A 21,487-nucleotide genomic window follows, 5' to 3' on the forward strand; every position below is an offset into this window, starting at 1 on the left:
TTACTTTGCGGCGCTTACCTCTTCATTTTCTCATGAAAAACCTTTCTATTCTGCTAGCCCTGCTGGCGGCCGGGCCGGCTGGCGCGCAAACCCTGGCCTCCATCAAGCCCCTGCCCTACCCCAGCACCCGCAAGGTCGATACCGTGACCACCTACTTCGGCACCAAAGTAGCCGACCCCTACCGCTGGCTCGAAAACGACCAGGCTAGCGATACCAAAGCCTGGGTGCAGGAAGAAAACAAAGTGACCCAGGACTACCTGAGCAAGATTCCCTACCGCGAGGCCATCCGCCAGCGCCTCACCAAGCTCTGGAACTACGAGAAGTATTCGGCGCCCCGCAAAGAAGGCAAGTACACCTATTTCTCGAAAAATACCGGCCTGCAAAGCCAGTACGTGCTGTATCGGCAACTGGGCACCGGCACGCCGGAGGTATTTCTGGACCCCAACACCTTCTCGAAGGACGGCACGACCTCGCTGGCGGGCATCAATTTCACGCAGGATGGCAGCCTGGCGGCCTATCAGATTTCGGAAGGCGGCTCCGACTGGCGCAAGGTGATTGTGCTCAACACGGCCACCAGGGCCATTGTGGGCGATACGCTGAAGAACGTCAAGTTTTCGGGGCTGGCCTGGAAGGGCAATCAGGGCTTTTACTACAGCAGCTACGACAAGCCCACGGCGGGCAGCCAGCTGGCCGGCAAAACGCAGCTTCACAAGCTCTACTACCACCAGCTGGGCACGCCCCAGCGCACCGATAAGCTCGTCTTCGGCGGCGAAAAAGACCCCAACCGCTACGTCGGGGCCAGCGTGACGGAGGACGAGCGCTACCTCATCATCTCGGGCGCCAATACTACCACCGGCAACAAGCTCTATCTGCAGGATTTGAGCAAGCCCGGCAGCCCCATCGTGACGATTGTGCCCGATGAAAAAAGCATCAGCAATGTGGTGGATAACGTGGGCAGCAAGCTCTACATCGAAACCAACTACAACGCTCCCAACCACCGCCTCGTGACCGTGGACGCCGCCGCGCCCACGCAGGCCAACTGGAAGGACCTGATTCCGGAAACCAAGAACGTGCTGGACATCAACACGGTGGGCGGCCACATCTTCGCCACCTACCTCAAAGATGCCACCTCGCTGGTGGAGGAATACGACCTGAGCGGCAAAAAGCTGCGCACCATCGCGCTGCCGGGCGTGGGCTCGGCCGGCGGTTTTGGGGGCAAAAAGCTGGACAAGGACACGTACTACACGTTCACCTCGTACACCTACCCGCCTACCATTTTCAAGTACAACCTGGCTAGCGGCACCTCTACGGTGTATAAGAAGGCGGGCGTGCAGTTTGACCCGAGCAAGTACGAGTCGAAGCAGGTGTTTTATAACTCCAAGGATGGCACGCGCATCCCGATGCTCATCACCTATAAGAAGGGCCTAGTGATGAATGGCAAAAACCCCACGCTTCTTTATGCCTACGGGGGCTTCAACATCAGCCTGACGCCGGGCTTCAGCACTTCCAATATTATTCTGCTGGAGCAGGGCGGCATCTACGCCGTGCCCAACCTGCGTGGCGGTGGCGAGTACGGCGAAAGCTGGCACAACGCCGGCACCAAGCTCAAGAAACAGAACGTATTCGACGACTACATCGCGGCGGCCGAGTACCTGATTAAGAACAACTACACGTCCAAGGACTACCTGGCCCTGGAGGGCGGCTCAAACGGCGGCCTGCTGGTGGGCGCCACCATGAGCCAGCGCCCCGACCTCTGCAAGGTAGCCTTCCCGGCCGTGGGCGTGATGGACATGCTGCGCTACAACCAGTTTACGGCCGGCGCGGGCTGGGCCTACGACTACGGCACGGCCCAGGACTCGCCCGAGATGTTCAACTACCTCTACAAGTACTCGCCCTACCACGCCCTGAAGCCGGCTAGCTACCCGGCCACGATGATAACCACCGCCGACCACGACGACCGCGTGGTGCCCGCCCACTCCTTCAAGTTTGCCTCGCGCCTGCAAGAAGACCAGCAGGGCCCGGCCCCGGTGCTCATCCGCATCGAAACCAAGGCCGGCCACGGGGCAGGCAAAAGCACGACCCAGATTATCAGCGAGCAGGTCGATAAGTGGGCCTTCCTGTTTGCCAACATGGGCGTGCCCTACGCCGCCGGGCAATAAGGGGCTAGCATGCACTGCCTGGCGTATATATTTTTCCTGAAAGCGGGAGTTGAGCCAGCTAATGGCTCAACTCCCGCTTTATTTTTGGGCATGAAATATTTGCTAGGCGCCGTAGTTTGCGCCAGCCTGCCGCTGGGCCAAGCTGCTGCCCAACAAGTCATTCCGCCGCTGAAGCAGGAGTTTCTCGACTCGACGTGGCACGTGCTGCCCTCGGCGGCCGGCGCCTACTACCGCCGCGAAACGGAATACACCGACAGCACGGCCGGCGTAGTGCGCGACTATTTTTTGAGCAACGGCCAGCTGCAAAGCCGCGAGGAGCTTGATAACGTCCGGCGCCACCGGCCGCACGGCGTAAGCGAGTTTTTCAACAAAAGCGGGCAGCTGCGCACCCACGCCGAATTTGACCACGGCCGGCGCACCGGCGAGCTGGTGCTGTACTACCCGAGCGGGCAGCTCAAGCGCCGCGAGCGCTACACCGATGCCCTGCACGGCACCGGCGAGTGCTTTGCGCCCGATGGCACGGCGGTGCCCTTCTTCGAATACGAAATAATGCCGCGCTACTCGGAGGGCGATGGCGGTTTTGCGGCCCTGGTAGGCGCCATTGGCCGCAACTTCAACTACACCAAGGAAGCCCGGCGCGCGGGCATTCAGGGCCGGGTGCTGGTAACGTTCAGCGTGACGGCGCAGGGCCTGGTCGATGACGTTAAAATCACGCAGCCGCTCCATCCGCTGGTCGATGCCGAAGCCGTGAGCGCGGTGTATCGGCTCAGGCGCTTCACGCCCGGCCAGCAAGACGGCAAGCCGGTGAAGGTAAGCTTCACGGCCCCCATCACCCTGAAGCTACAGTAAGCCGGGTTACCGGGCTAGCCGGCGCAGCTCGTCATACAGCGCATTGCCAGCCCAAAACAGCTGCGTAACCATGCCCACGTGCTTTTTGCCGGGCAAGATGGTGTACCTGGGCGCCTCGCCCAACTGCGTGAGGCGCTGCCGGTATTTCTCGCTGCTATTCTTAATGCTCGGGTAGGTATCGCCGCCAATGTAGAGGCTCATGGGCGGCGCGCCGGCCCGCACGTGGTAGAGCGCCGAGGCCTGCCGCCACACCGCCGGGTCTTTGCTGAACGGCACGAGGTATTGCGCATCGTTGGGGTACTCCATTTTGGTGAGGTAGTCGAGCATGTCGAGGCCGGCGGGGTCGTCGAGCAGCACGCCGTGCACGGCGCGGGCCGGCAGGCCATGCCTGGCGAGCAGCGTGTCGGAGCCGGTGGCCAGCAGCGCGGCTAGCCCCCCGCCCGCCGAGTGGCCCATAAGCACGAGGCGCTCAGGGTCGCCGCCGTACTCGGCAATGTGCGCCACCGTCCAGGCCAGGGCGCGGGCGCAGTCGTCGGCCTGCTGGGGCACCAGCACCTGCGGCGCCAGCCGGTAGCTAATTACCACGCCCACGAAGCCATTTTTGGCCAGCCGCCGGCCAATGGCCTTATATAGCAGGTCATCTTTGCTGCCGCTGTCCCAACTGCCCCCGTGGATGAAGAGCACCACCGGGCGCGGCGTGGCGGCCTTGGCGGTGGGCTGGTAGATGTCGAGCCGGTGCCGCTTGGCATCAAAATCGGGGGCCGAGGCGGCCACGTAGGGCACGTTGGCCACACGGCGGCTGGCGCGGGCCACGGCCCACTCATTGGCCAGCAATACGGCCGCCGCAGCCAGCAGCAAGCCTAGCGGCGGCAGAGCCAACCAGCGGAGAATACGCATCATAATGAGGAGCTTACAGCGCCGATGGCCGGGCAGCCCGAGGTAGTGGGCTGATACTTAACGGCACGATAATGGTGGCTGTCGCGTTTTCTACGTAATTTACATTAATCCGGCCCGCCTTAGCGGCCAATTATCCCTATGCAACACTACACTGCCTCCCCCGCCTCGACCGTTACGACTGCCCGCACCCGCACCCACGAGCTGCAGCTCTGGACGCCCTGCTTCACGGCCGTAGCCGCTGGCCTCAAGCCCTTCGACGTGCGCGAAAACGACCATGACTTTCAGGTCGGCGACGCGCTCCTCATTAGAGAATACGACCCCGATACCAGTACCTACAGCGGCCAAACGCTGCTGCGCTGGGTGAGCTACGTAATGCCCGGCGGCGCCTTTGGCGTGGAGGCCGGCTGGTGCGTGCTGGGCCTGGGCAACGTGGCCCCGCTGCCCGCCGGCATCACCGATACGCGCCTCTGGTAGCCGCCGCGCCGCCGCGTAGCTCGCGTAGCTACTGCCCGCGCCTTCTGGCCGGTAGCCGGCTATCTTTTACCCTACCAGCTGGCCTGGCTGTGCCAGGTCGGCTGGCGGGTGGCTGCGCGGGGCTGGCCGGCGGGCCAACAGCCGGCCGACGCCCCAGGTGAGCAGCCCGGCCTGCATTATCGTCAGCGCCATCACCTGGGTTATCTGGCCAGTGGTTAGCTTGCTATTCCACATGTCGGTTACCGCCCAGCCGCTGAGCGATAGGTTGAGGGCTAGCAGCGGCTGGTGCAAAAAATAGAGCAGCGCGCTAAACCGATTGCTGGCCGCCTGATAGCGACGCAGCCCCATTTCGGGCAGGTGCAGCACGCCGTAGAACAACCATAAGCCTACCAGCGGTAGCGCTAATATCAGGGGATGGGTAAGCCAGGTATAGGTGCCCCGCACAAACTGGCGGAGCACTAAAATTTCCAGCGCCAGGCCCCCCAGCGTGAGGAAGGCCAGCCGCCACCCCGCAAGTGCCATAAAGGCCGCTTCGTGCCGGGCCACCAGCACCCCAGCCAGCACAAAGGGCACGCCCCAGCCCAGGTTGCGGGTTACTGCCTGGGTTAGCAGTGTGGCATAGTGCCAGTGGTAGAACGCCAGGTTGCCCGCACCGGCCTCCAGCAGTACGCGCAGGGTGCCTGACACTGCCTGCGCGGCCAAGAACCCCACCCCGGCCAGCACCACAGCCCAGCGCAGCCAGCCGCGGCGCTCGAAGTAGTAGCAGAAAGTGACGCCAAACAGCAAGGGGGGAATAAACCAGAGCGCCCCATACGGCCCGTACACCAGGTAGGTCTGCACCAGGGGCAGCACCGCGTTGTGCCACGCACCGGGGGCGTAATAAACTACGGGCGTGCCGTTTCCGGTTATTACCGCCACCCCACACATCACCGCGTAAACCAGGGCCAAACCACCCAGGTAGCGCCTGACGTAGGCCGCGGGCCGGGCGGCGCCCGTCCAGCCCCGGTAAGCCAGAAAGCCGGAAATAATGTAAAAGCACGGCACAATGGCCGCTGTCGCCTGCTGTAGCCCTGGCACCCGGCCGTACAGAAAAAACAGCCTGGGAATGGCTACGTGCCCTAGCAGTACCAGCAGGGCCCCCAGCAGCTTGAATAACGTAATGCCCGGGTAGTACTTACGCATACGCCCGGCTGCTGATGCGATGAATGGCCTCCTGCCGAATTTCTTCGCCGGCCACCTTGCCGCTGCCCAGCAGCGGCAGCGCCGGCACGCGCACCACGTACTGCGGCACCTTGAATTGCGACAACTCCCGGGCCAGCTGGGTGCGCAGGTCTGCCACATCCAGGTGGGTGCCGGTCTGCTCTACCACCACGGCGCACACCTGCTCGCCGTAGAGCGCGTCGGGCACGCCCACTACGTAGGCATCGGCCACGGCCGGGTGCCGCCGGATGGCGCCCTCGACTTCGGTGGGCGAAATCTTCTCGCCCCCGCGCGAAATCAGCCGCTTGAGGCGGTCGGTCAGGATGACAATATTGTCGGGCGTAACGTAGCCAATGTCGCCGGTGCGAAACCAGTTTTCGGCCGACCAGGTGGCCGGGTCGTCGCTGGCGTAGGGCATCACGTAGCGGCTGCGCACGGCTAGCTCGCCGGGCTGCCCGGCGGGCAGCGGCTCGCCGGTCTGGGGGTCGAGGGTGCGCACCTCCACATCCTTGTGCAGCCGGCCGCACACGCTGGCGGCAGTTTGCTGAAACAGCGAGAAGGGCACCTCGGTCGTGAGCAGGTACAGGTGGCGCATGCCGGCTACCAGCCGGGCCATCACGGAACTCTTATTGTGCGTCAGAAAGCAGGTGCCCGAAGCCACCGTCCCAACTTCCGACGAGCCGTAGCCCATCGACAGCAGGTAGAGGCCCGGCAGCTTGGTGAGCATCATGTTCAGCAGCGGCGGCGTGATGGCCGCCGCGCCCAGGGCTACGCTCCACAGGCTTTGCAGCTGGGGCGGCGTGCCGGGCTGGGCCGTGAGCATAGCTTGCAGCATATGGGGCGTGGCTATCAGCATGCGGGGGCGCACCTGCCCGGCCACGCGCAAGGCCGTGAGCGGGTTGAAATGCGTGAGCATGGTAATGGGCATGTTGCGCGAGGCTAGCAGCACCAGCAGGGTGGCCAGCCCGCCCTGGTGGTAGAGCGGCAGCAGGTTAAGAAATCCAACCCGCTGCATTAGCCGGTCGCGCAGGCGCTGGCCGGCGGCCTTTATACGCCCGGCCGGCCGCGGAACCCCCGCCGCCCCGATAAACGAGGCGATGGAGCGCACTACTCCTTTGGGCTGGCCGGTGCTGCCCGCCGTGTATACCAGCAGGGCCGGGCCGCTGGCCGTGGCCGCCGTGCCCAGCGCCCGCATCTCGGCCTCGGTGGGCAGCGCGCCCAGCAGGTCAGCAAACGGGCGCAGGGGCGCGGGCAGCGCGCTGGCTGCGCCCAACACAAACACCAGGGGCGGCACCCCCGCCGTAGCCAGCGCCTGATAAGGCACGCGCACGCCCGAGGTGCTAATCAAAAGCGCCGCCGGCCGGGCATCTGCCAAGTATTGCCGCAGCTCGGCCAGGGTGCAATACGTGTTCAGGGGCACGGCCACGGCGCCCAGGGCTACGGTGCCCAGCAGCGCGGCCACCAGCTCCAGGCGGCCTTCGAGCAGCAGGGCTACCCGGTCGCCGGGCCGGATGCCCTGCCGGGCCAGCCCGGCGGCCAGCTGCTGCACCTGCTCCCAGAGCTGCGCCCAGGTAATCACTTGTTCCAGCTCCGGAAATCGGTAGGCAACGGCATTTGGCGTGTGCGTGGCCCGGTAGCAGAGCAGGGCAGGTAGCGTTTGGGGGCTAAAGTCAGTACTGGTGAGCATTAAACGAGGGAGGATTAGCGAAGGAAATGTTGTTCGTAGCTGGAAAATGCGGACCATATGGGCCTGTCTCGCACCGACACCCTAGCCGTTTCGAGCGCTTGGCAAGCATCGTATGTTTGAGAAATTCTGCAAGATAGGCTGGCTGTTGCCAGGCAACATGAACTTTCGCGCGCATTGCCTGGCGAACCAGCCAGTATTGCGCGCCGCACGCCACCAAAGGCAGCAACCAACTGCTTTCCGTGGCTTTAGCAACTGCCTACGGCCTAGCTTTGACCAGCCCCAGCCTACCAAGGCGAGTGGGCTGGCCACGGTGCCGGCCCTGGTAGGCTGGCTCCCCAGGCCTGCCCGGCGGCCTGGGCTGGGCGGGCACGGGGCACCACCCAAACCGGCGCCTGACTTATTTTTGTAAATCAGCCCATCTGGCAACCTTTAGCTTTGTTTCTGAACGTGTTTTCTCCGTTGACTTTCCTGGCCCGGCGCGAGCGCGGCGCCCTGCTGCTGCTAGCCCTGGGCCTGGCCTGCACCCAGCCTGCCCTGGCTCAAAAAAAGGGTAAAAGTGCCCCGCTGCCGGCCGCCACCGGGCCCCAGCGCCTGCAGCCGCTGTACGGCGGCCTCACGCCTGCCCAGGCGCAGCAGGTAGTAGGCCCCGCTGTGCTGGCCGATATCGACCGCAGCTTTCCTTCGCGGCCCGAGGCCAGCAAGTTCTTCAGCAACAAGGGCTTCGAGTATCTGCAGGAAAATCAGCCCGATACGGCTACCGTGCGCTTTAACCTGGCCTGGGCGCTCAACCCCCAAAACCCCGAGCCTTACCGGGGGCTAGCCGTGCTGCTGAGCCGCCGCCCCGATGCCTCGCCCGAGGCCATTCAGGCGCTGGCGCTACAAGGCCTGGCCGTGGCCCCCACCAACGGGCCCCTGCTTATCGACGTGGCCAACCTTACCCTGGCCCGCTACGAGCAGAGCAAAAAGAAAAAGGACCTCCAGCAGGCCAGCGACTACACCCAGCGCGCCCTGCTGGCCGACAGCACCAACGCCAATGCCTGGCAAACCCAGGCGCGCATTCACTACTACCAAGAGAACTACGCCGAAGCCTGGAAGGACGTGCGCAAAGGTCAGAACCTCAGCCTCACCAGCCTCGACTTTCAGTTCCTCACCGAGCTGATGGCCAAAATGCCCGACCCGGAAGGAAAGTTTAAGTAAACCAAACTGCTCCATAAAGAACGTCATGCTGACGGCAGGAAGCATCTTGCTCGAATCGCTAGGTTTAGCCCCCCTAGCGGCGCGAATGAGATGCTTCCTGCCATCAGCATGACGTTTTTTTAGCAATAATTCTTAGCGCTAAAACAACCCAGCCGCTACGCGGCGAATGCTCTCCGACTTGCCCATTGAGTAATAGTGCAGGCAGGGCACGCCGTGGGCCATCAGCTCGCGGCTCTGGTTGAGGCACCACTCGATGCCGACCTCGCGGGCCGCGGCATTGTCTTTGGTTTCGTGTATGGCCTCGGCCAGGGCCTCGGGGATGCTGAGAAAGAAGGCCCGGGGCAAGCCGCTCAGCTGCGCCTTGGTAGTCAGCGGCTTCAGGCCCGGAATGATGGGCACGGTAATACCCGCGTCGCGGCAGCGCTTCTCGAATTTGAAAAACTCCTCATTGTCGAAAAACATCTGGGTCACGATGTAGTCGGCGCCCCGGTCGATTTTCTGCTTCAGAAAGCGGATATCGGAGCCGTGGTTGGGGGCTTCGAAATGCTTTTCGGGATAGCCGGCGGTGCCGATGCAGAAGTCGGTGCAGAGCACGGGCTCGGCGCCTTCGGGCTGGTACTGCTCGTCGTGGTCGTGGTAGCGGCCGTGGTTGAGGTCGGCCACCTGCCCGATAAGGTCGCAGGCGTAGCGGTGGCCGTCGGGGTGCGGCTGAAACTGGCCTTCGCTCTTGATGGGGTCGCCGCGCAGGGCCAGCACGTTGTCGATGCCCAGGAAGTGTAAGTCAATCAGCGCGTTCTCGGTTTCTTCCTTGGCAAAGCCGCCGCAGATGAGGTGCGGCACGGTGTCCACATCGAAGCGGTTTTTGATGGCCGCGCAAATGCCCACCGTGCCCGGCCGCTTGCGCACAGCCTTGCGCTGCAAGAGGCCGCCCGGCCGCTCGCGCAGCACAAACTCCTCGCGGTGGTAGGTAACGTCGATAAACGGGGGCTTGAACTCCATCAGCGGCTCGATATTCGAGAACAGGCTGTGGATATTTTCGCCCTTGCGCGGGGGCAGCACCTCAAAGGAAAACAGCGTTTTGCCCTCGGCGCGGCGTAGGTGTTCGGTTACTTTCATGGTAGGTTATTGGCTGCTCGTGCGGGAAGTTACCGCTGAGGTGCGCCGAGGTAAAGCGCTGAGGTACGCGGAGTTTTAACGTCTGCGCTCAGCGTACCTCAGCGGATTTACCTCGGCGCACCTCAGCGGTAACTTCCCGCACGGGCTTACACGTCATAGTTCAGATTAGGCATCAGCCAGCGCTCCAGCTCGGCCAGGGGCATGTGCTTGCGCTCGGCAATGTCAGCCACCTGGTCTTTGCCTATTTTGCCCAGGCCGAAGTACTTGGCGGCCGGGTGGGCGTAGTAGAGGCCGCTCACGGCCGCCGTGGGGTACATGGCCAGGTTTTCGGTGAGGATGATACCCGTCTGCTTCTCCGCATCCAGCAGGCGGAAGAGCGTGATTTTCTCGGTGTGGTCGGGGCAGCCGGGGTAGCCGGGCGCGGGGCGGATGCCGCGGTATTCCTCCTTTATCAATTCCTCGCCGCTCAGGTTTTCGTTGGGCGCGTAGCCCCAGAACTCCTCGCGCACGCGCTGGTGCAGGCGCTCGGCAAAGGCCTCGGCAAGGCGGTCGGCCAGCGCCTTTATCATGATGCTGGAATAGTCATCGTGGTCGGCCTCGTAGCGCTCGATGAGCTTTTCGATACCTAGCCCGGCCGTCACGGCAAAGCCGCCGAGGTAGTCGGCGCGGCCGGTTTCGCGAGGGGCTACGTAGTCGGAAAAGGCCACGTTGGGCACGCCGGGGCCTTTTTCGCCCTGCTGGCGCAGGGTGAAAAACTCGTCGCGCACCCGCTGGCGGGTGTCGTCTTCGTAGATTTCGATGGTGTCGTGGTCCTTGGTATTGGCCGGCCAGAAGCCCAGCACGGCCCTGGCGGTAAGGCTCTTATCGGCAATGACTTCGGCTAGCATCCGCTGCGCATCTTCAAAGAGCTTGCGGGCGGCCTCGCCCAGGTTGTCGTCTTCCAGGATGCGCGGGTAGCGGCCCTTCAGCTCCCAGGTGTGGAAGAAGGGCGTCCAGTCGATGTAGCGCGCCAGCTCATCAAGCGGGTAGTTATCAAGCACTTGCGTGCCCAGGAAGCGGGGCCTGGTAATAGGCGCAGTTTCCCAGTCGGCGTGATAGCCATTGGCGCGGGCCGCCCCGATGGGCAGGTAGCTTTTGTCGCGCTGGCGGCTGGCGTGGTCCGCGCGCAGCGCCTCGTATTCGGCGGCAATAGTGGCGGTGTAGGCCGCCTTACCCGAGCCAAGCAGGCTAGCCGCCACGCCCACCGAGCGCGAGGCATCGTTCACGTAAACCGCTGAACCCGAGTAGGCAGGCGCGATTTTCACGGCCGTGTGCAGGCGCGAGGTAGTAGCGCCGCCGATGAGCAGCGGCACTTGCAGCCGGCGCTTTTCCATCTCGCGGGCCACGTACACCATCTCGTCGAGCGAGGGCGTGATGAGGCCGCTGAGGCCGATAATGTCGGCGCCCTGCTTCTGGGCCTCGTCCAGAATGCGCTCCAGCGGCACCATCACGCCGAGGTCCACGATTTCGAAGTTGTTGCAGGCCAGCACCACGCCCACGATGTTTTTGCCGATGTCGTGCACGTCACCCTTCACGGTGGCTAGCAATATTTTACCGGCCGTTTGGCGGGCGGCGCCGGCCTTTTCGGCTTCCAAAAAAGGCTGCAAGTAGGCCACGGCCTTCTTCATGACCCTAGCCGACTTTACCACCTGGGGCAGGAACATTTTGCCGGCCCCGAAGAGGTCGCCGACCACGTTCATGCCGGCCATCAGCGGGCCTTCAATCACGTCGAGCGGGCGGCCCACCTGCTGGCGCACTTCCTCGGTATCCTGGTCGATAAACTCGGTGAGGCCGCGCACCAGGGCGTGTTGCAGGCGCTCGGCCACGGGCAGGCTGCGCCAGGCGTCGGCCACTACTTCCACCTTGCCTTTTTGCTTCACCGTTTCGGCAAAGTCTACGAGGCGCTCGGTGGCGTCGGGGCGGCGGTTAAGCAGCACGTCCTCACAGAGTTCGAGCAGGTCTTTCGGAATTTCGTCGTACACCGCCAGCTGGCCGGCGTTCACGATACCCATATCCAGCCCGGCCCGGATGGCATGGTACAGGAAGGCCGCGTGCATGGCCTCGCGCACCACGTCGTTGCCGCGGAACGAGAACGAGATGTTGCTCACGCCGCCGCTGGTGCGGCAGCCGGGCAGGTGCTCCTTTATCCACTTCACGGCCGCGATGAAGTCGAGCGCGTAGTTGCGGTGCTCCTCCAGGCCGGTGCCCACGGTGAGGATGTTGGGGTCGAAGATGATGTCCTCGGCCGGGAAGCCAACTTCCTTTACCAGAATATCATACGAGCGCTGGCAGATGGCAATGCGGCGCTCGTAGCTGTCGGCCTGGCCGTCTTCGTCGAAGGCCATTACCACCACGGCGGCGCCGTACTGGCGCACCAGCCGGGCGTGGCGGCGGAAGGCATCCTCGCCCTCTTTCAGCGAAATGGAGTTGACGATGCTCTTGCCCTGCACGCACTTCAGGCCGGCTTCGAGCACGCTCCACTTCGAGGAGTCTATCATTATCGGGAGCCTGGCAATGTCGGGCTCCGAGGCGATGAGGTGCAGGAAGGTCGTCATCACGGCCTCCGAGTCGAGCATGCCCTCGTCCATGTTGATGTCGAGCACCTGCGCGCCGCCCTCCACCTGAGCGCGGGCCACGGCCAGGGCCGCCTCGTAGTCGCCCGAGCGAATGAGGCGAGCAAAGGCCCGCGAGCCCGTCACGTTGCACCGCTCACCGATGTTGACGAACAGGCTTTCGGGCGTAATGTTAAACGGCTCCAGGCCAGCCAGGTGCGTAGTGCCTTTCGCCAGGCGCTCGCCGCCCCCCCCGAGGGCCAGCGAGGCTACGGAGGCCTGCTCATCGTCGGCCAGCTGCGCGGCGGCCGGGGCTAGCGGGTGCAGCTGCGCGGCGTGCACTTCGCGCGGGCCGTAGCTGTCGGCCAGCTTCTTAAGCTCGGCAATGTGCTGGGGCGTGGTGCCGCAGCAGCCGCCCACCACGTTGAGCAGGCCTTCTTTGAGGTAGTCTTCGACCAGCGCGGCAAATTCCTGGGCGCTCTCGTCGTAGCCGCCGAAGGCGTTGGGCAGGCCGGCGTTGGGGTAGGCCGACACGGGCACGTCGGCAAGCCTGGCCAGCTCGCGCACGTAGGTGCGGAGCTGGTCGGCCCCCAGCGCGCAGTTGAGGCCCACGCTCAGCAAAGGCAAATGCTTGATGCTGTGCCAAAAGGCTTCCACCGTCTGGCCGCTCAGGGTGCGGCCCGAGGCGTCGGTGATGGTGCCCGAAATCATGACCGGCACCACGCGCCCGCCCTCGTTGAAAAACTGCTGCACCGCGAAAAGCGCGGCCTTGGCATTGAGGGTGTCGAAGATGGTTTCGATGAGCAGGGCATCGACGCCGCCGTCCACGAGGCCGCGCGTCTGCTCCAAATAGGCGGTGGCCAGCTCATCAAACGTGACGGCGCGAAAACCGGGGCGGTTGACGTCGGGCGAGAGCGAGGCCGTGCGGTTGGTGGGCCCGATGGCGCCGGCCACGAAGCGCGGCTGCGCCGGGTTCTGGGCCGTAAACTCGTCGGCCACTTCGCGGGCCAGCCTGGCCGACTCGTAGTTCAGCTCATACACCACGTGCTCCAGGGCGTAGTCGGCCTGCGCGATGGTGGTACCCGAGAAGGTATTGGTTTCGACCATGTCGGCCCCGGCCGCGAAATACTCGGCGTGAATGGCCCGGATGATGTCGGGCCGCGTCAGGCTCAGCAGGTCGTTGTTGCCGCGCAGCGGGCGCGGGTGGTCGGCAAAGCGGGGCCCCCTAAAGTCCTCTTCTTCCAGCGGATAGCGCTGAATCATGGTGCCCATAGCGCCGTCTAGAATGAGCAGGCGCTGGCGCAGAAGCGCGGGCAGGGGCGAAATACAGGCGGGGTCGGGGGCGACGAGCGAGGGGGCAGCGGACATATCTAGCTGGAAAGCGAAGGCGGAAGCAGGCAGCTTCTATCCAGAAAGAAAGCCGCGCCAAGCGGCGCAGGTTCCGGCTGATATCTTCTTCGACCTAACACGTTGGCCGAACAGGAGTTGGCACCTACTCGGGGTAGGTTGCCAAGACGTCATCGGGCCTGGTCCCTCGGTCTTTCTGGATAGCAGCAGAAGCGAAGATACAACGGCCAGGCCCAAAAAAAGCGCCTTCCCGGCAAGGAAGGCGCTTTTGCTTGAAACGGCCGGGCTGGCTAGGGCAGCAGCACGCCGCGGTACAGGTTGGGGTCTACCTGCGGCACAGTTGAGCCGTAGTAGCTGTTGATAACCCTAATCCACTCGTTGGCAATGATGGCGTAGCCGCGGGGCGTGGGGTGCACGCCATCGAGGCCGAAAGAATTGCCGCTGGCAAACGTGGCCGTATTATTTACGCCGTTGGTGGCAATGCCGCTGGTAGCCAGCCGGGTCAGGAACGCGTTGGCGTCCACTACGGGCACCTTAAAGCGCAGGGCCGTTTTGGCAATGATGGCGTTCAGCTGGGTCGTGCGCGCCGTTACGTTGGCTGCCTCTACCGGGTCCAGCACATAGTCGCTGGGCAGGGCATTGGTAGGTGTGGTGCCCACGCCGGGGTGCGTGGCGATGTAGGGCTGGGCCGTCAGCGTCAGTAAGTCGGCCGAGGTAGCGGCACGGGCCGCAGTGGCCGTGCCGGCCGCGTTAAGGGCCTGCACATAAATGGTTGTAATGGGGGCACCCGCCGCCTGGTAGGCCGCTACTACTGCCGCCACCGTCACCGTGTTAAAATACGGCACGCTGGTCACGTTCGGGATATTGGCTACGGCCCCTTTCACCGTACCGCCTTTGGAAATGGTTTGCAGAATAGCGCGGTAGCCAATACCAAAGCGCGTGGTATCGGTGAGGCCGCCGAATGGGTTGGTGGCGGCTACTACCCCGCCGGCCGTGGCATAGGCCAGCACGTCGTTGTTGCCCATCCAGCAGGTAAAGAAGGTAGGCGTTTTCTGGCCGATGTAGGTAACGTAGTCTTTGGTGGTTTTTTCGGCCGTGGTGAGCAGGCGCTCATAGAAGGGGTTGATGGCCCCGTAGGGGGCTAGCCCGCCGGTGAGCGACGACACGCTGCTCAGCACCGAAATGCCCGGCACGCCCAGGTTGTCGGGCTGGTTGCCCGAGTAGGCTTCCAGCTGCGGGCCGCCGGGCAGCGAAACGCCCGTTACGGCCAGCTGCTCGCCCAGGTAGTTGTTGGCCGCCGTGGGCTGCACCGGCGCCAGGGTCCCGTTTACTACTTGCAGCTTGATGTAGCCCGAGCCATCCTTTTTGGCGCTCGAAAAAGCGGGCTGCACAAAGCTGGCCGGGCCCTTGCCGGTTTTGGCAAACTGCTGGGCTAGCAGCGCGGGGTAAGAGGTAGCCTGCCCTTCGTTGAAGAGGCCGCCATCGGTATAGCCCGAGGTGAGCGAGTTGCCCACCGCCACGTAGCTCGTGAAATCGAGGCCATTGGCCGACGGCGAGGGGTTGGCCGCGTCGAGGTTGGGCTGGCAGCCGGCCATTCCGAGGCCTAGCCCCAGCAGCGCCAGCGCCGGGCGGGCAGTTTTAGCAGAGAATAAAGTCGTCATCTGGGTAGGAGAAAAGGCAGGGTTAGAACTTCACGTACAGCTGCACGCCGGGCACGGCGATGGTCGTTTTGTAGGTGCCGGCCACGCGGTCGGTGGTGCCGTTGCTGATGAGGTCATCCTGGCTCTGGCTGCGCTTCATAAAATCCTCGAACAGGAAGGAGGCATCGATGCCGAAGCGCTGGGCAAACTCGTAGCTCAGGCCAGCCGTGAAACCGATGCGGTCGGCATCGGGCGTTTCGGGGGTCACGAAGCCGTCGCGCACGGCCGAGAAGTCGTAGAACGTGCCGGCGCGCACCGTGAAATTGTCGGTCACCTTATACTGGCCGCCCACGCGGAAGGCCAGCGCATCCTGGTACTGGCGCTTGGACGACGACGAGGTAGTTGTGGCACCGCCCAGCACGCCGTTGGTATAGCGGAAATCCAGCGACTGGTAGCGGCTCCAGCCCACGAGGTTGGCGTCGAAGGCCAGCAGCAGCTTGTCGCTAGGGCGCACCCCAATGCCGAAGCTGTACACATCGGGCAGCGGCAGGGTCACGTCGAACTTGGTGGCCGTGAAGCTGCCGGCCGCCGACGCCGGCAACCCCGTAATCTTGATATCGCCGTCGCCCACGTGCGCATCCACCGCCGAGCGGTAGCTGAGGCCCACGCTCAGCTTATCCGAAGGCTTGAACATGACGCCCAGGTTGTAGCCCACCTTGTGGTCGGCCTTGCCCGTGAGCTGGGCGTGCGCGGGGCTGGTGCTGCCCTGGGCCTGCACCGGAATATCGCGCTGCAAGTCCACGTCGCCATACACGAGCGAGGTAACGCCAGCGCCAATGCTGAACTGCGGCGTGATGGCGTAGGCCACCGTAGCCTGGGCCGTTACCGAGCGCAGGTTGATGTCGGTGAGGGCGTAGCGGCCTTCCCAGCCCTGCTGATAGTGCAGCTCGCTGCCGAAGGGCGTGTATACGCCCAGGCCCAGGCGCCACTTGCCCTCCTTGGGCCCGAAGCCGATGAAGCCGCTAAATGGGAACACGTTGGTATTCTGCAAGGTACGCTGGCCCTGGTCGGCATCGGCGGGGCGAAACGAGATGCGCGGAATGGCCATGTTGCCGCCCACCTGAAAGCCGGTGGGCGCGAAGGCAAATGCGCCCGGGTTGAAAAACTGCGAAGCCTGGTCGAGATAGAGGCCGGTGCCCGTGCCGCCCATACCAACGTTCTTCGCGCCGGTGAGGCCAACCTGAAAACCGCTGGCCTGGGCCCCCGACGTGGCCGCCAGCAGTGCTCCACCCGCGAGGAGTATAGATTTGACTTGCATAAAATGCAAAAATTAGGTGGGGAAGATTGAGGGGCTAAATGTAAGGCCAATTTTTAAATAAGATAGTAGGCTAGCCTACTACTTGCCCGGGCGCAACCCGGCCGGCATTTGCTGGTCCTTGGTGCTGGCCCCACCTCCCGGCACGAAACCACTTCATTTAGAAACATTAACGTAACCTTGCTTTCGGAGCGGTTGGGGTTATTTTTGTCTTTCAATGCCATTTCTTCTCCTTTCCTTCCAGTTTTCCTAGCAGTTTCCCGCATGACAAAACGACTCCTCTCATTGGGTTGGGCAAGTATTCTGGCGCTCGCCTCCTTGGGCGCCCATGCCCAAACTCCGGTGGCGCTGGGCACCGGCACCAGCTACAGCCAGAATTTTGATGCGCTAGGCAGTAGTGGCCTGCCCACCGGCTTTGGCGTGTACACGGCGGCTAGCAGCACCAGCCTGGGCACGGCGGCAACGCCTATCTTAACACCCGGTGCTACCACCACCTGGGCCAGCACCGGCGCCGGCTTCAAAAACTTTGCCTCGGCCGCCGTGGGCAGTGGCACCAGCACCACGGCCCAAGCCGCCGCTACCAACCGCGCCCTGGGCGTGCGCCAAACCAGCGCTACCGGCTACGACCCGGGCGCCTCGTTCGTATTTAAGGCGGCCAACACCACCGGCCGCATTGGCTTTTCGCTGGCCTTCAAGCTGCAATCGCTGGATGCCTCCTCGGGCCGCACCACTACCTGGACGGTAGACTATGCGGTGGGCAACAGCACCACCTTTACGCCGGTGGCTACCGGCACCACGGGCGCCTTCTTCGCCAACAATAGCATCACGGCTGACTTTGGGCTAGGCCTCAACAACAGCAGCGACCCCATTACCATCCGCATTACGGCGCTGGATGCCAGCTCGGGCTCGGGCAACCGCGCCAGCTCGGCCATCGACGACTTTACGCTGAGCTGGAACCAGAGCACGACGCCGCTGCTCACGCCGGTGCCCAGCGCGCTGGCTTTTAGCAGCACGGCCATCGGGAATGTTTCGGACGCCAAGACGTACAGCCTGAACGCGTTCAACATCACCTCGCCCACTACGCTGACCGTGACCGGGGACTTTCTTATCTCCAAGGACGGCACGGCCTACAGCAAGTCGCTCGTGTACCAGGCTAGCGAGCTGACCTCGGCCGCTACCGTGTACGTGCAGTTTGTGCCCACCACCGTAGGCCCGGCCACGGGCAGCATTGCCAACAGCAACGCCGCAGCCGCTACTAAAACGGTAAGCCTGAGCGGCACGGGCTACGACCTCAACAATACCAACTTCAGCTTCGACAACTGCACCGGCACCGCCGAGCTGTCGGATGGCTGGAAGCAGTACAACGTGACCGGGGCGCAGGTATGGGCCTGCACCGCCTTCGGGCACGACAAAACCGACGCCTCGGGCGTGGCCTCGGCCCCCAACGGCGTGCAGATGAACGGCTACGCCAATAGCGTGAATAACACGAACGAGGACTGGCTGATTTCGCCCAGCCTTAACCTGGCCGGCACCACCTACCCGCTGTTCTCGTTCTGGAGCCGCACCGCCTTCAACGGCGACCCGCTGCGCCTGCTGATTTCGACCAACTACTCGGGCACCGGCGACCCTAACGCCCCCGGCGTAACCTGGACCGACCTGAACGCCACCTTCCCGGCCCAGGGCTCGGACCGCTGGACCCAGACGAGCAACATCGACCTGACCGGCTACAAGCCGAGCCGTGTGTACGTGGCGTTTGTGTACAAATCGACCATTGACGACGGCGCGCGCTGGACCATTGACGATGTGGTGCTGACCAACTCGGCCACGCCGGCCCCGCCGGCCGTGCGCACCAGCAACACCGACGTGAGCTTTGGCTACCAGCCGGTGGGCACGGCCGCCGTGCAGTCGCTGAACGTGACGGGCACCAACCTGACTGGCGACCTGACGCTGACGGCTTCGGCCGGCGTGTTCCAGCTCTCGAAAGACGGCACGACCTTCGGCAGCTCCATTGCCTACACCGCGGCCGAGGCTAGCGGCAACACCGTGACGCCGCAGGTGCGCTTTTTGCCCACCACGGCTTCTACTACCTACAACTCTTCGCTGAGCATCAGCTCGCCCAGCGTGACGCCCATCACGGTGAGCCTGAGCGGCAACAGCTACGATGTGGCCAATACCCTGGAAGTGGTGAACTGGAACATGGAGTGGTTTGGCTCGGACCCGGCTTCGGGCCTGGGGCCGAAGGACAAGGACCTGCAGAACGCCAACGCCACCAAGATTATCAACGCCCTGAAGGCCGACGTGTATGCCCTGGTAGAAGTGGTGGACACCATGCGCCTTCGCAACATTGTGGCCGGTATGCCGGGCTACGCCTACCGCGTGGGCGACTTCGGCTCGTATGCCGACAACCGCCAGGACCCTGACTACGCCGGGGCGCAGAAGCTGGCCTTCGTGTACCGCACCAGCGTGGTGAGCAACCCGAAGTTCTCGGTGCCCTTCCGCTCGGCCCAGGCCGATGGCAAAGCCGATTTCACCTACTGGTCGTCGGGCCGCTTCCCCTTCCAGATGACGGCCGACGTGACGCTGAACGGCGTGACCAAGCCCGTAACCTTTGTGGCCATTCATGCCAAGGCCAACACCAGCCCCACCGCCACGGCCTACGACCGCCGCAAGAACTCGGCCGATGAGCTGAAAGCTTACCTGGATGCCAACTACGCCGGCACCAACGTGATTGTGCTGGGCGACTTCAACGACGACCTGGACCAGACCATTACCACGGGCCTGGCCACCACGGTTACTTCGTACAGCGCCTTTACCAACGACGCGGCCAACTACCCCTCGCCCACGTTGCAGGAGCTGAGCCTGACCGGCAAAAAATCGACGGTGAGCTACAGCGACGTGATTGACCACGTAGTGACCACCAAGTCGTTCTACAGCTACTACATCAAGGGCACTACGGAGGTGCAGACCAGCATTGCGGCCACCGTGCCCAACTACGGCAACACTACCTCGGACCACTACCCGGTACTGACGCGCTACTCGTTTGACGCCCCCGACCTCACTATATACACCGCCAACCAGACGGTAGCCGGCGGCACTTATAACAACGTAACCGTGACTGGCACCGGCTCGGGCACGCTGCAAGGCCCGCTCGTAGTGAATGGCACGCTGATTATACAAGCCAACGGCCGCCTCGATACCAACTGCCAGCCCATCACCGGCAACGGCACGTTCACGGTGGCTGACGGCGCTACGTTTGGCATCTGCGACGCGGCCGGCATTGCGACTACCGGCAACACCGGCGCGGTGCAGGTATCGGGCACCCGCTCGTTCTCGCCCGCCGCTAGCTACGTGTACAACGGCACGGCGGCCCAGGTAACCGGCGCCGGCCTGCCCAGCCAGGTGCTGGCCCTCACCACGACCAACGCCAACACCCTGACCCTGACCCAGCCCCTGGCCGTGGCCCAGACCCTGACGGTGGCCGGCAGCGGCAACCTGGCCCTCAACAGCCAGGCCCTGACCCTGCTCTCTACCGCTTCGGGCACGGCCCTGGTGGTGAACAGCAGCACCGGCGCCGTAACCGGCGCCACGGCGGCCGTGCAGCGCTACCTCGATGGCAGCCTGAACGCCGGCCTGGGCTATCGCCAGCTGGCGGCCCCGGTAAGCGGCTCGACCGTAGCCGACCTAACCACCGCCAGCTTCGCGCCGGTTATAAACCCTGGCTACAACACCAGCGCCACCCCCGGCACCGTGCGGCCCTACCCCACGGTATATGGCTACGACGAAAGCCGCCTCTCGACCACGACCAATAATCTGCCCGCCTTCGACAAGGGTTGGTTCTCGCCCGCCAGCACCTCCGCTGCCCTCACCGTGGGCAAAGGCTACACCGTGAACCTGGCCGCTAGCCAGGTGGTAGACTTCGTAGGCACCCTCAACAACGGTGACTATCCGCAGAGCCTGACCCGCCAGAACCAGACCAACGACGGCGGCTGGCAGCTGCTGGGCAACCCCTACCCCGCCCCGCTCGACTGGAGCCAGGTAGCCACCGCCGACCGCTCCGGCCTCGATGGGGCCGTGTACGTGAGCCAGAGCACCGGCCAGTACGCCGGCACCTACCGCAGCTACATCAATGGCGTTGGCAACCCGGTACTACCCGTGGGCCAGGGTTTCTTCGCCCGCATTACGCAGGGTACCGGCACCGCTAGCCTCACGCTGCGCAACAGCCAGCGCGTAGCCAGCTACGCCACCCAGGTGAGCGTGCTGCGCACCGCCGCCGAAACCCGCCCCCGCCTTAACCTGACGCTGGGCACCCCTGGCGGCAGCCTCGACGGCCTGTACGTGTATGCCGAAGCCGGCGCTACGGCGGGCTTCGACGCCCAGCAGGATGCCGCCAAGCTGCCCAACACCAACGGCCTGAACCTGGCCGCCCTCACTACCGATGGCCAGCCGCTGAGCATTCAGGCCCTGGCCGCCCTCACGGGCCGCGTGGCCCTGCGCGTGCAAACGCCCGCCGCCGGCACCTACACCCTGGCCGCCGCCGAGCTGCTGAACCTGCCCGCTAGCACCACGGTAGTGCTCGAAGATGCCCTCACCGGCCAGCGCACCCCGCTGGCTGCTGCGGGCGCGGCCTACAGCTTCTCGGTAGCCGCCGGCGCCAGCGCCGATGGCCGCTTCTGGCTGAACCTAAGCTCGGCCAGCCCGCTCGCCACCCAGGCCGGCGCGCTGCAAACCGCCCTCACCCTCTACCCCAACCCTAGCCACGATGGCCAGGCTACGCTGCTCGTGCCCACCGGCACGGCCGCTGGCCAGGTGCAGGTGCTCGACGCCCTAGGCCGCCTCGTGCGCCAGCAGGCGCTCACGGCCGGTGGCAACACCACCCTGAAGCTCGCGGGCCTGCCGGCCGGCGTGTACATTGTGCGCGTGCAGGCTGGTACCGAGCAGGCTACCCGCCGCCTCACCCTCAACTAAGCAGCTGCGGCACCCCGGCCCACTTGGCGGCCGGGGTGCCGCATCCTGTT

At 64.1% G+C, this 21,487-nt stretch carries 12 protein-coding genes and 1 riboswitch; of the genes, 5 read left to right on the forward strand and 7 right to left on the reverse strand.

Going from position 1 to position 21,487, the window contains the following annotated elements; translation table 11 throughout:
- Positions 1-32: 32 nt before the first annotated feature.
- Together Q5H89_RS04050 and Q5H89_RS04055 are read left to right on the forward strand one after the other, a co-directional pair.
- The gene (locus Q5H89_RS04050) at positions 33-2,159 is read left to right on the forward strand and encodes a prolyl oligopeptidase family serine peptidase (RefSeq protein ID WP_305018020.1); all 2,127 of its coding nucleotides are present in this window, start codon (positions 33-35) and stop codon (positions 2,157-2,159) included.
- Between the two features lie 90 nt (positions 2,160-2,249).
- Complete coding sequence (locus Q5H89_RS04055; RefSeq protein ID WP_305018021.1) at positions 2,250-3,008, forward strand: energy transducer TonB; 759 nt, start codon at positions 2,250-2,252, stop codon at positions 3,006-3,008.
- A 6-nt stretch (positions 3,009-3,014) separates the two neighbouring features.
- Here Q5H89_RS04055 and Q5H89_RS04060 read toward each other — a convergent pair whose 3' ends face one another.
- Positions 3,015-3,908: an alpha/beta hydrolase gene (locus tag Q5H89_RS04060; protein ID WP_305018022.1), complete on the reverse strand. Its 894-nt coding sequence runs from the start codon at positions 3,906-3,908 to the stop codon at positions 3,015-3,017.
- Between the two features lie 135 nt (positions 3,909-4,043).
- On the opposite strand from Q5H89_RS04060, the gene Q5H89_RS04065 reads away from it, so the two are divergent.
- The gene (locus tag Q5H89_RS04065; RefSeq protein ID WP_305018023.1) at positions 4,044-4,379 is read left to right on the forward strand and encodes an ASCH/PUA domain-containing protein; all 336 of its coding nucleotides are present in this window, start codon (positions 4,044-4,046) and stop codon (positions 4,377-4,379) included.
- 66 nt (positions 4,380-4,445) lie between these two features.
- Here the strand turns inward: Q5H89_RS04065 and Q5H89_RS04070 are convergent, their stop codons facing one another.
- Positions 4,446-5,561 carry an acyltransferase family protein gene (locus Q5H89_RS04070; protein ID WP_305018024.1) on the reverse strand — a complete coding sequence of 372 codons (1,116 nt, stop codon included), beginning with the start codon at positions 5,559-5,561 and terminating at the stop codon, positions 4,446-4,448.
- Positions 5,554-7,266: a class I adenylate-forming enzyme family protein gene (locus tag Q5H89_RS04075; protein ID WP_305018025.1), complete on the reverse strand. Its 1,713-nt coding sequence runs from the start codon at positions 7,264-7,266 to the stop codon at positions 5,554-5,556. The genes Q5H89_RS04070 and Q5H89_RS04075 overlap by 8 nt, the downstream gene beginning before the upstream one ends.
- 447 nt (positions 7,267-7,713) lie before the next feature.
- On the opposite strand from Q5H89_RS04075, the gene Q5H89_RS04080 reads away from it, so the two are divergent.
- Entirely contained in the window at positions 7,714-8,463 is a 750-nt protein-coding gene (locus tag Q5H89_RS04080) for a hypothetical protein (protein ID WP_305018026.1), read from the forward strand.
- A 138-nt stretch (positions 8,464-8,601) separates the two neighbouring features.
- On the opposite strand, the gene metF is transcribed toward Q5H89_RS04080, so the two are convergent.
- The 4 genes from metF to Q5H89_RS04100 form a co-directional block, all read right to left on the reverse strand.
- Complete coding sequence (gene metF / locus Q5H89_RS04085) at positions 8,602-9,579, reverse strand: methylenetetrahydrofolate reductase [NAD(P)H] (protein ID WP_305018027.1); 978 nt, start codon at positions 9,577-9,579, stop codon at positions 8,602-8,604.
- 146 nt (positions 9,580-9,725) lie between these two features.
- Positions 9,726-13,538 (reverse strand): methionine synthase, encoded by a 3,813-nt coding sequence (gene metH / locus Q5H89_RS04090; protein WP_305018028.1) that lies wholly within the window; start codon positions 13,536-13,538, stop codon positions 9,726-9,728.
- A 77-nt stretch (positions 13,539-13,615) separates the two neighbouring features.
- Positions 13,616-13,724: riboswitch (SAM riboswitch) on the reverse strand.
- Positions 13,725-13,807: 83 nt separating this feature from the next.
- Positions 13,808-15,178 (reverse strand): SGNH/GDSL hydrolase family protein, encoded by a 1,371-nt coding sequence (locus Q5H89_RS04095; protein WP_305018029.1) that lies wholly within the window; start codon positions 15,176-15,178, stop codon positions 13,808-13,810.
- 22 nt (positions 15,179-15,200) lie between these two features.
- Positions 15,201-16,475: an OmpP1/FadL family transporter gene (locus Q5H89_RS04100; RefSeq protein ID WP_305018030.1), complete on the reverse strand. Its 1,275-nt coding sequence runs from the start codon at positions 16,473-16,475 to the stop codon at positions 15,201-15,203.
- Positions 16,476-16,736: 261 nt separating this feature from the next.
- Between Q5H89_RS04100 and Q5H89_RS04105 the strand changes: the two genes are divergently transcribed.
- Positions 16,737-21,437, forward strand: coding sequence for a T9SS-dependent choice-of-anchor J family protein (locus Q5H89_RS04105; protein ID WP_305018031.1), 4,701 nt, complete (start codon positions 16,737-16,739; stop codon positions 21,435-21,437).
- The last annotated feature ends 50 nt before the right edge of the window (positions 21,438-21,487 follow it).

This window comes from Hymenobacter cheonanensis (assembly GCF_030581075.1).
Classification (GTDB): domain Bacteria; phylum Bacteroidota; class Bacteroidia; order Cytophagales; family Hymenobacteraceae; genus Hymenobacter.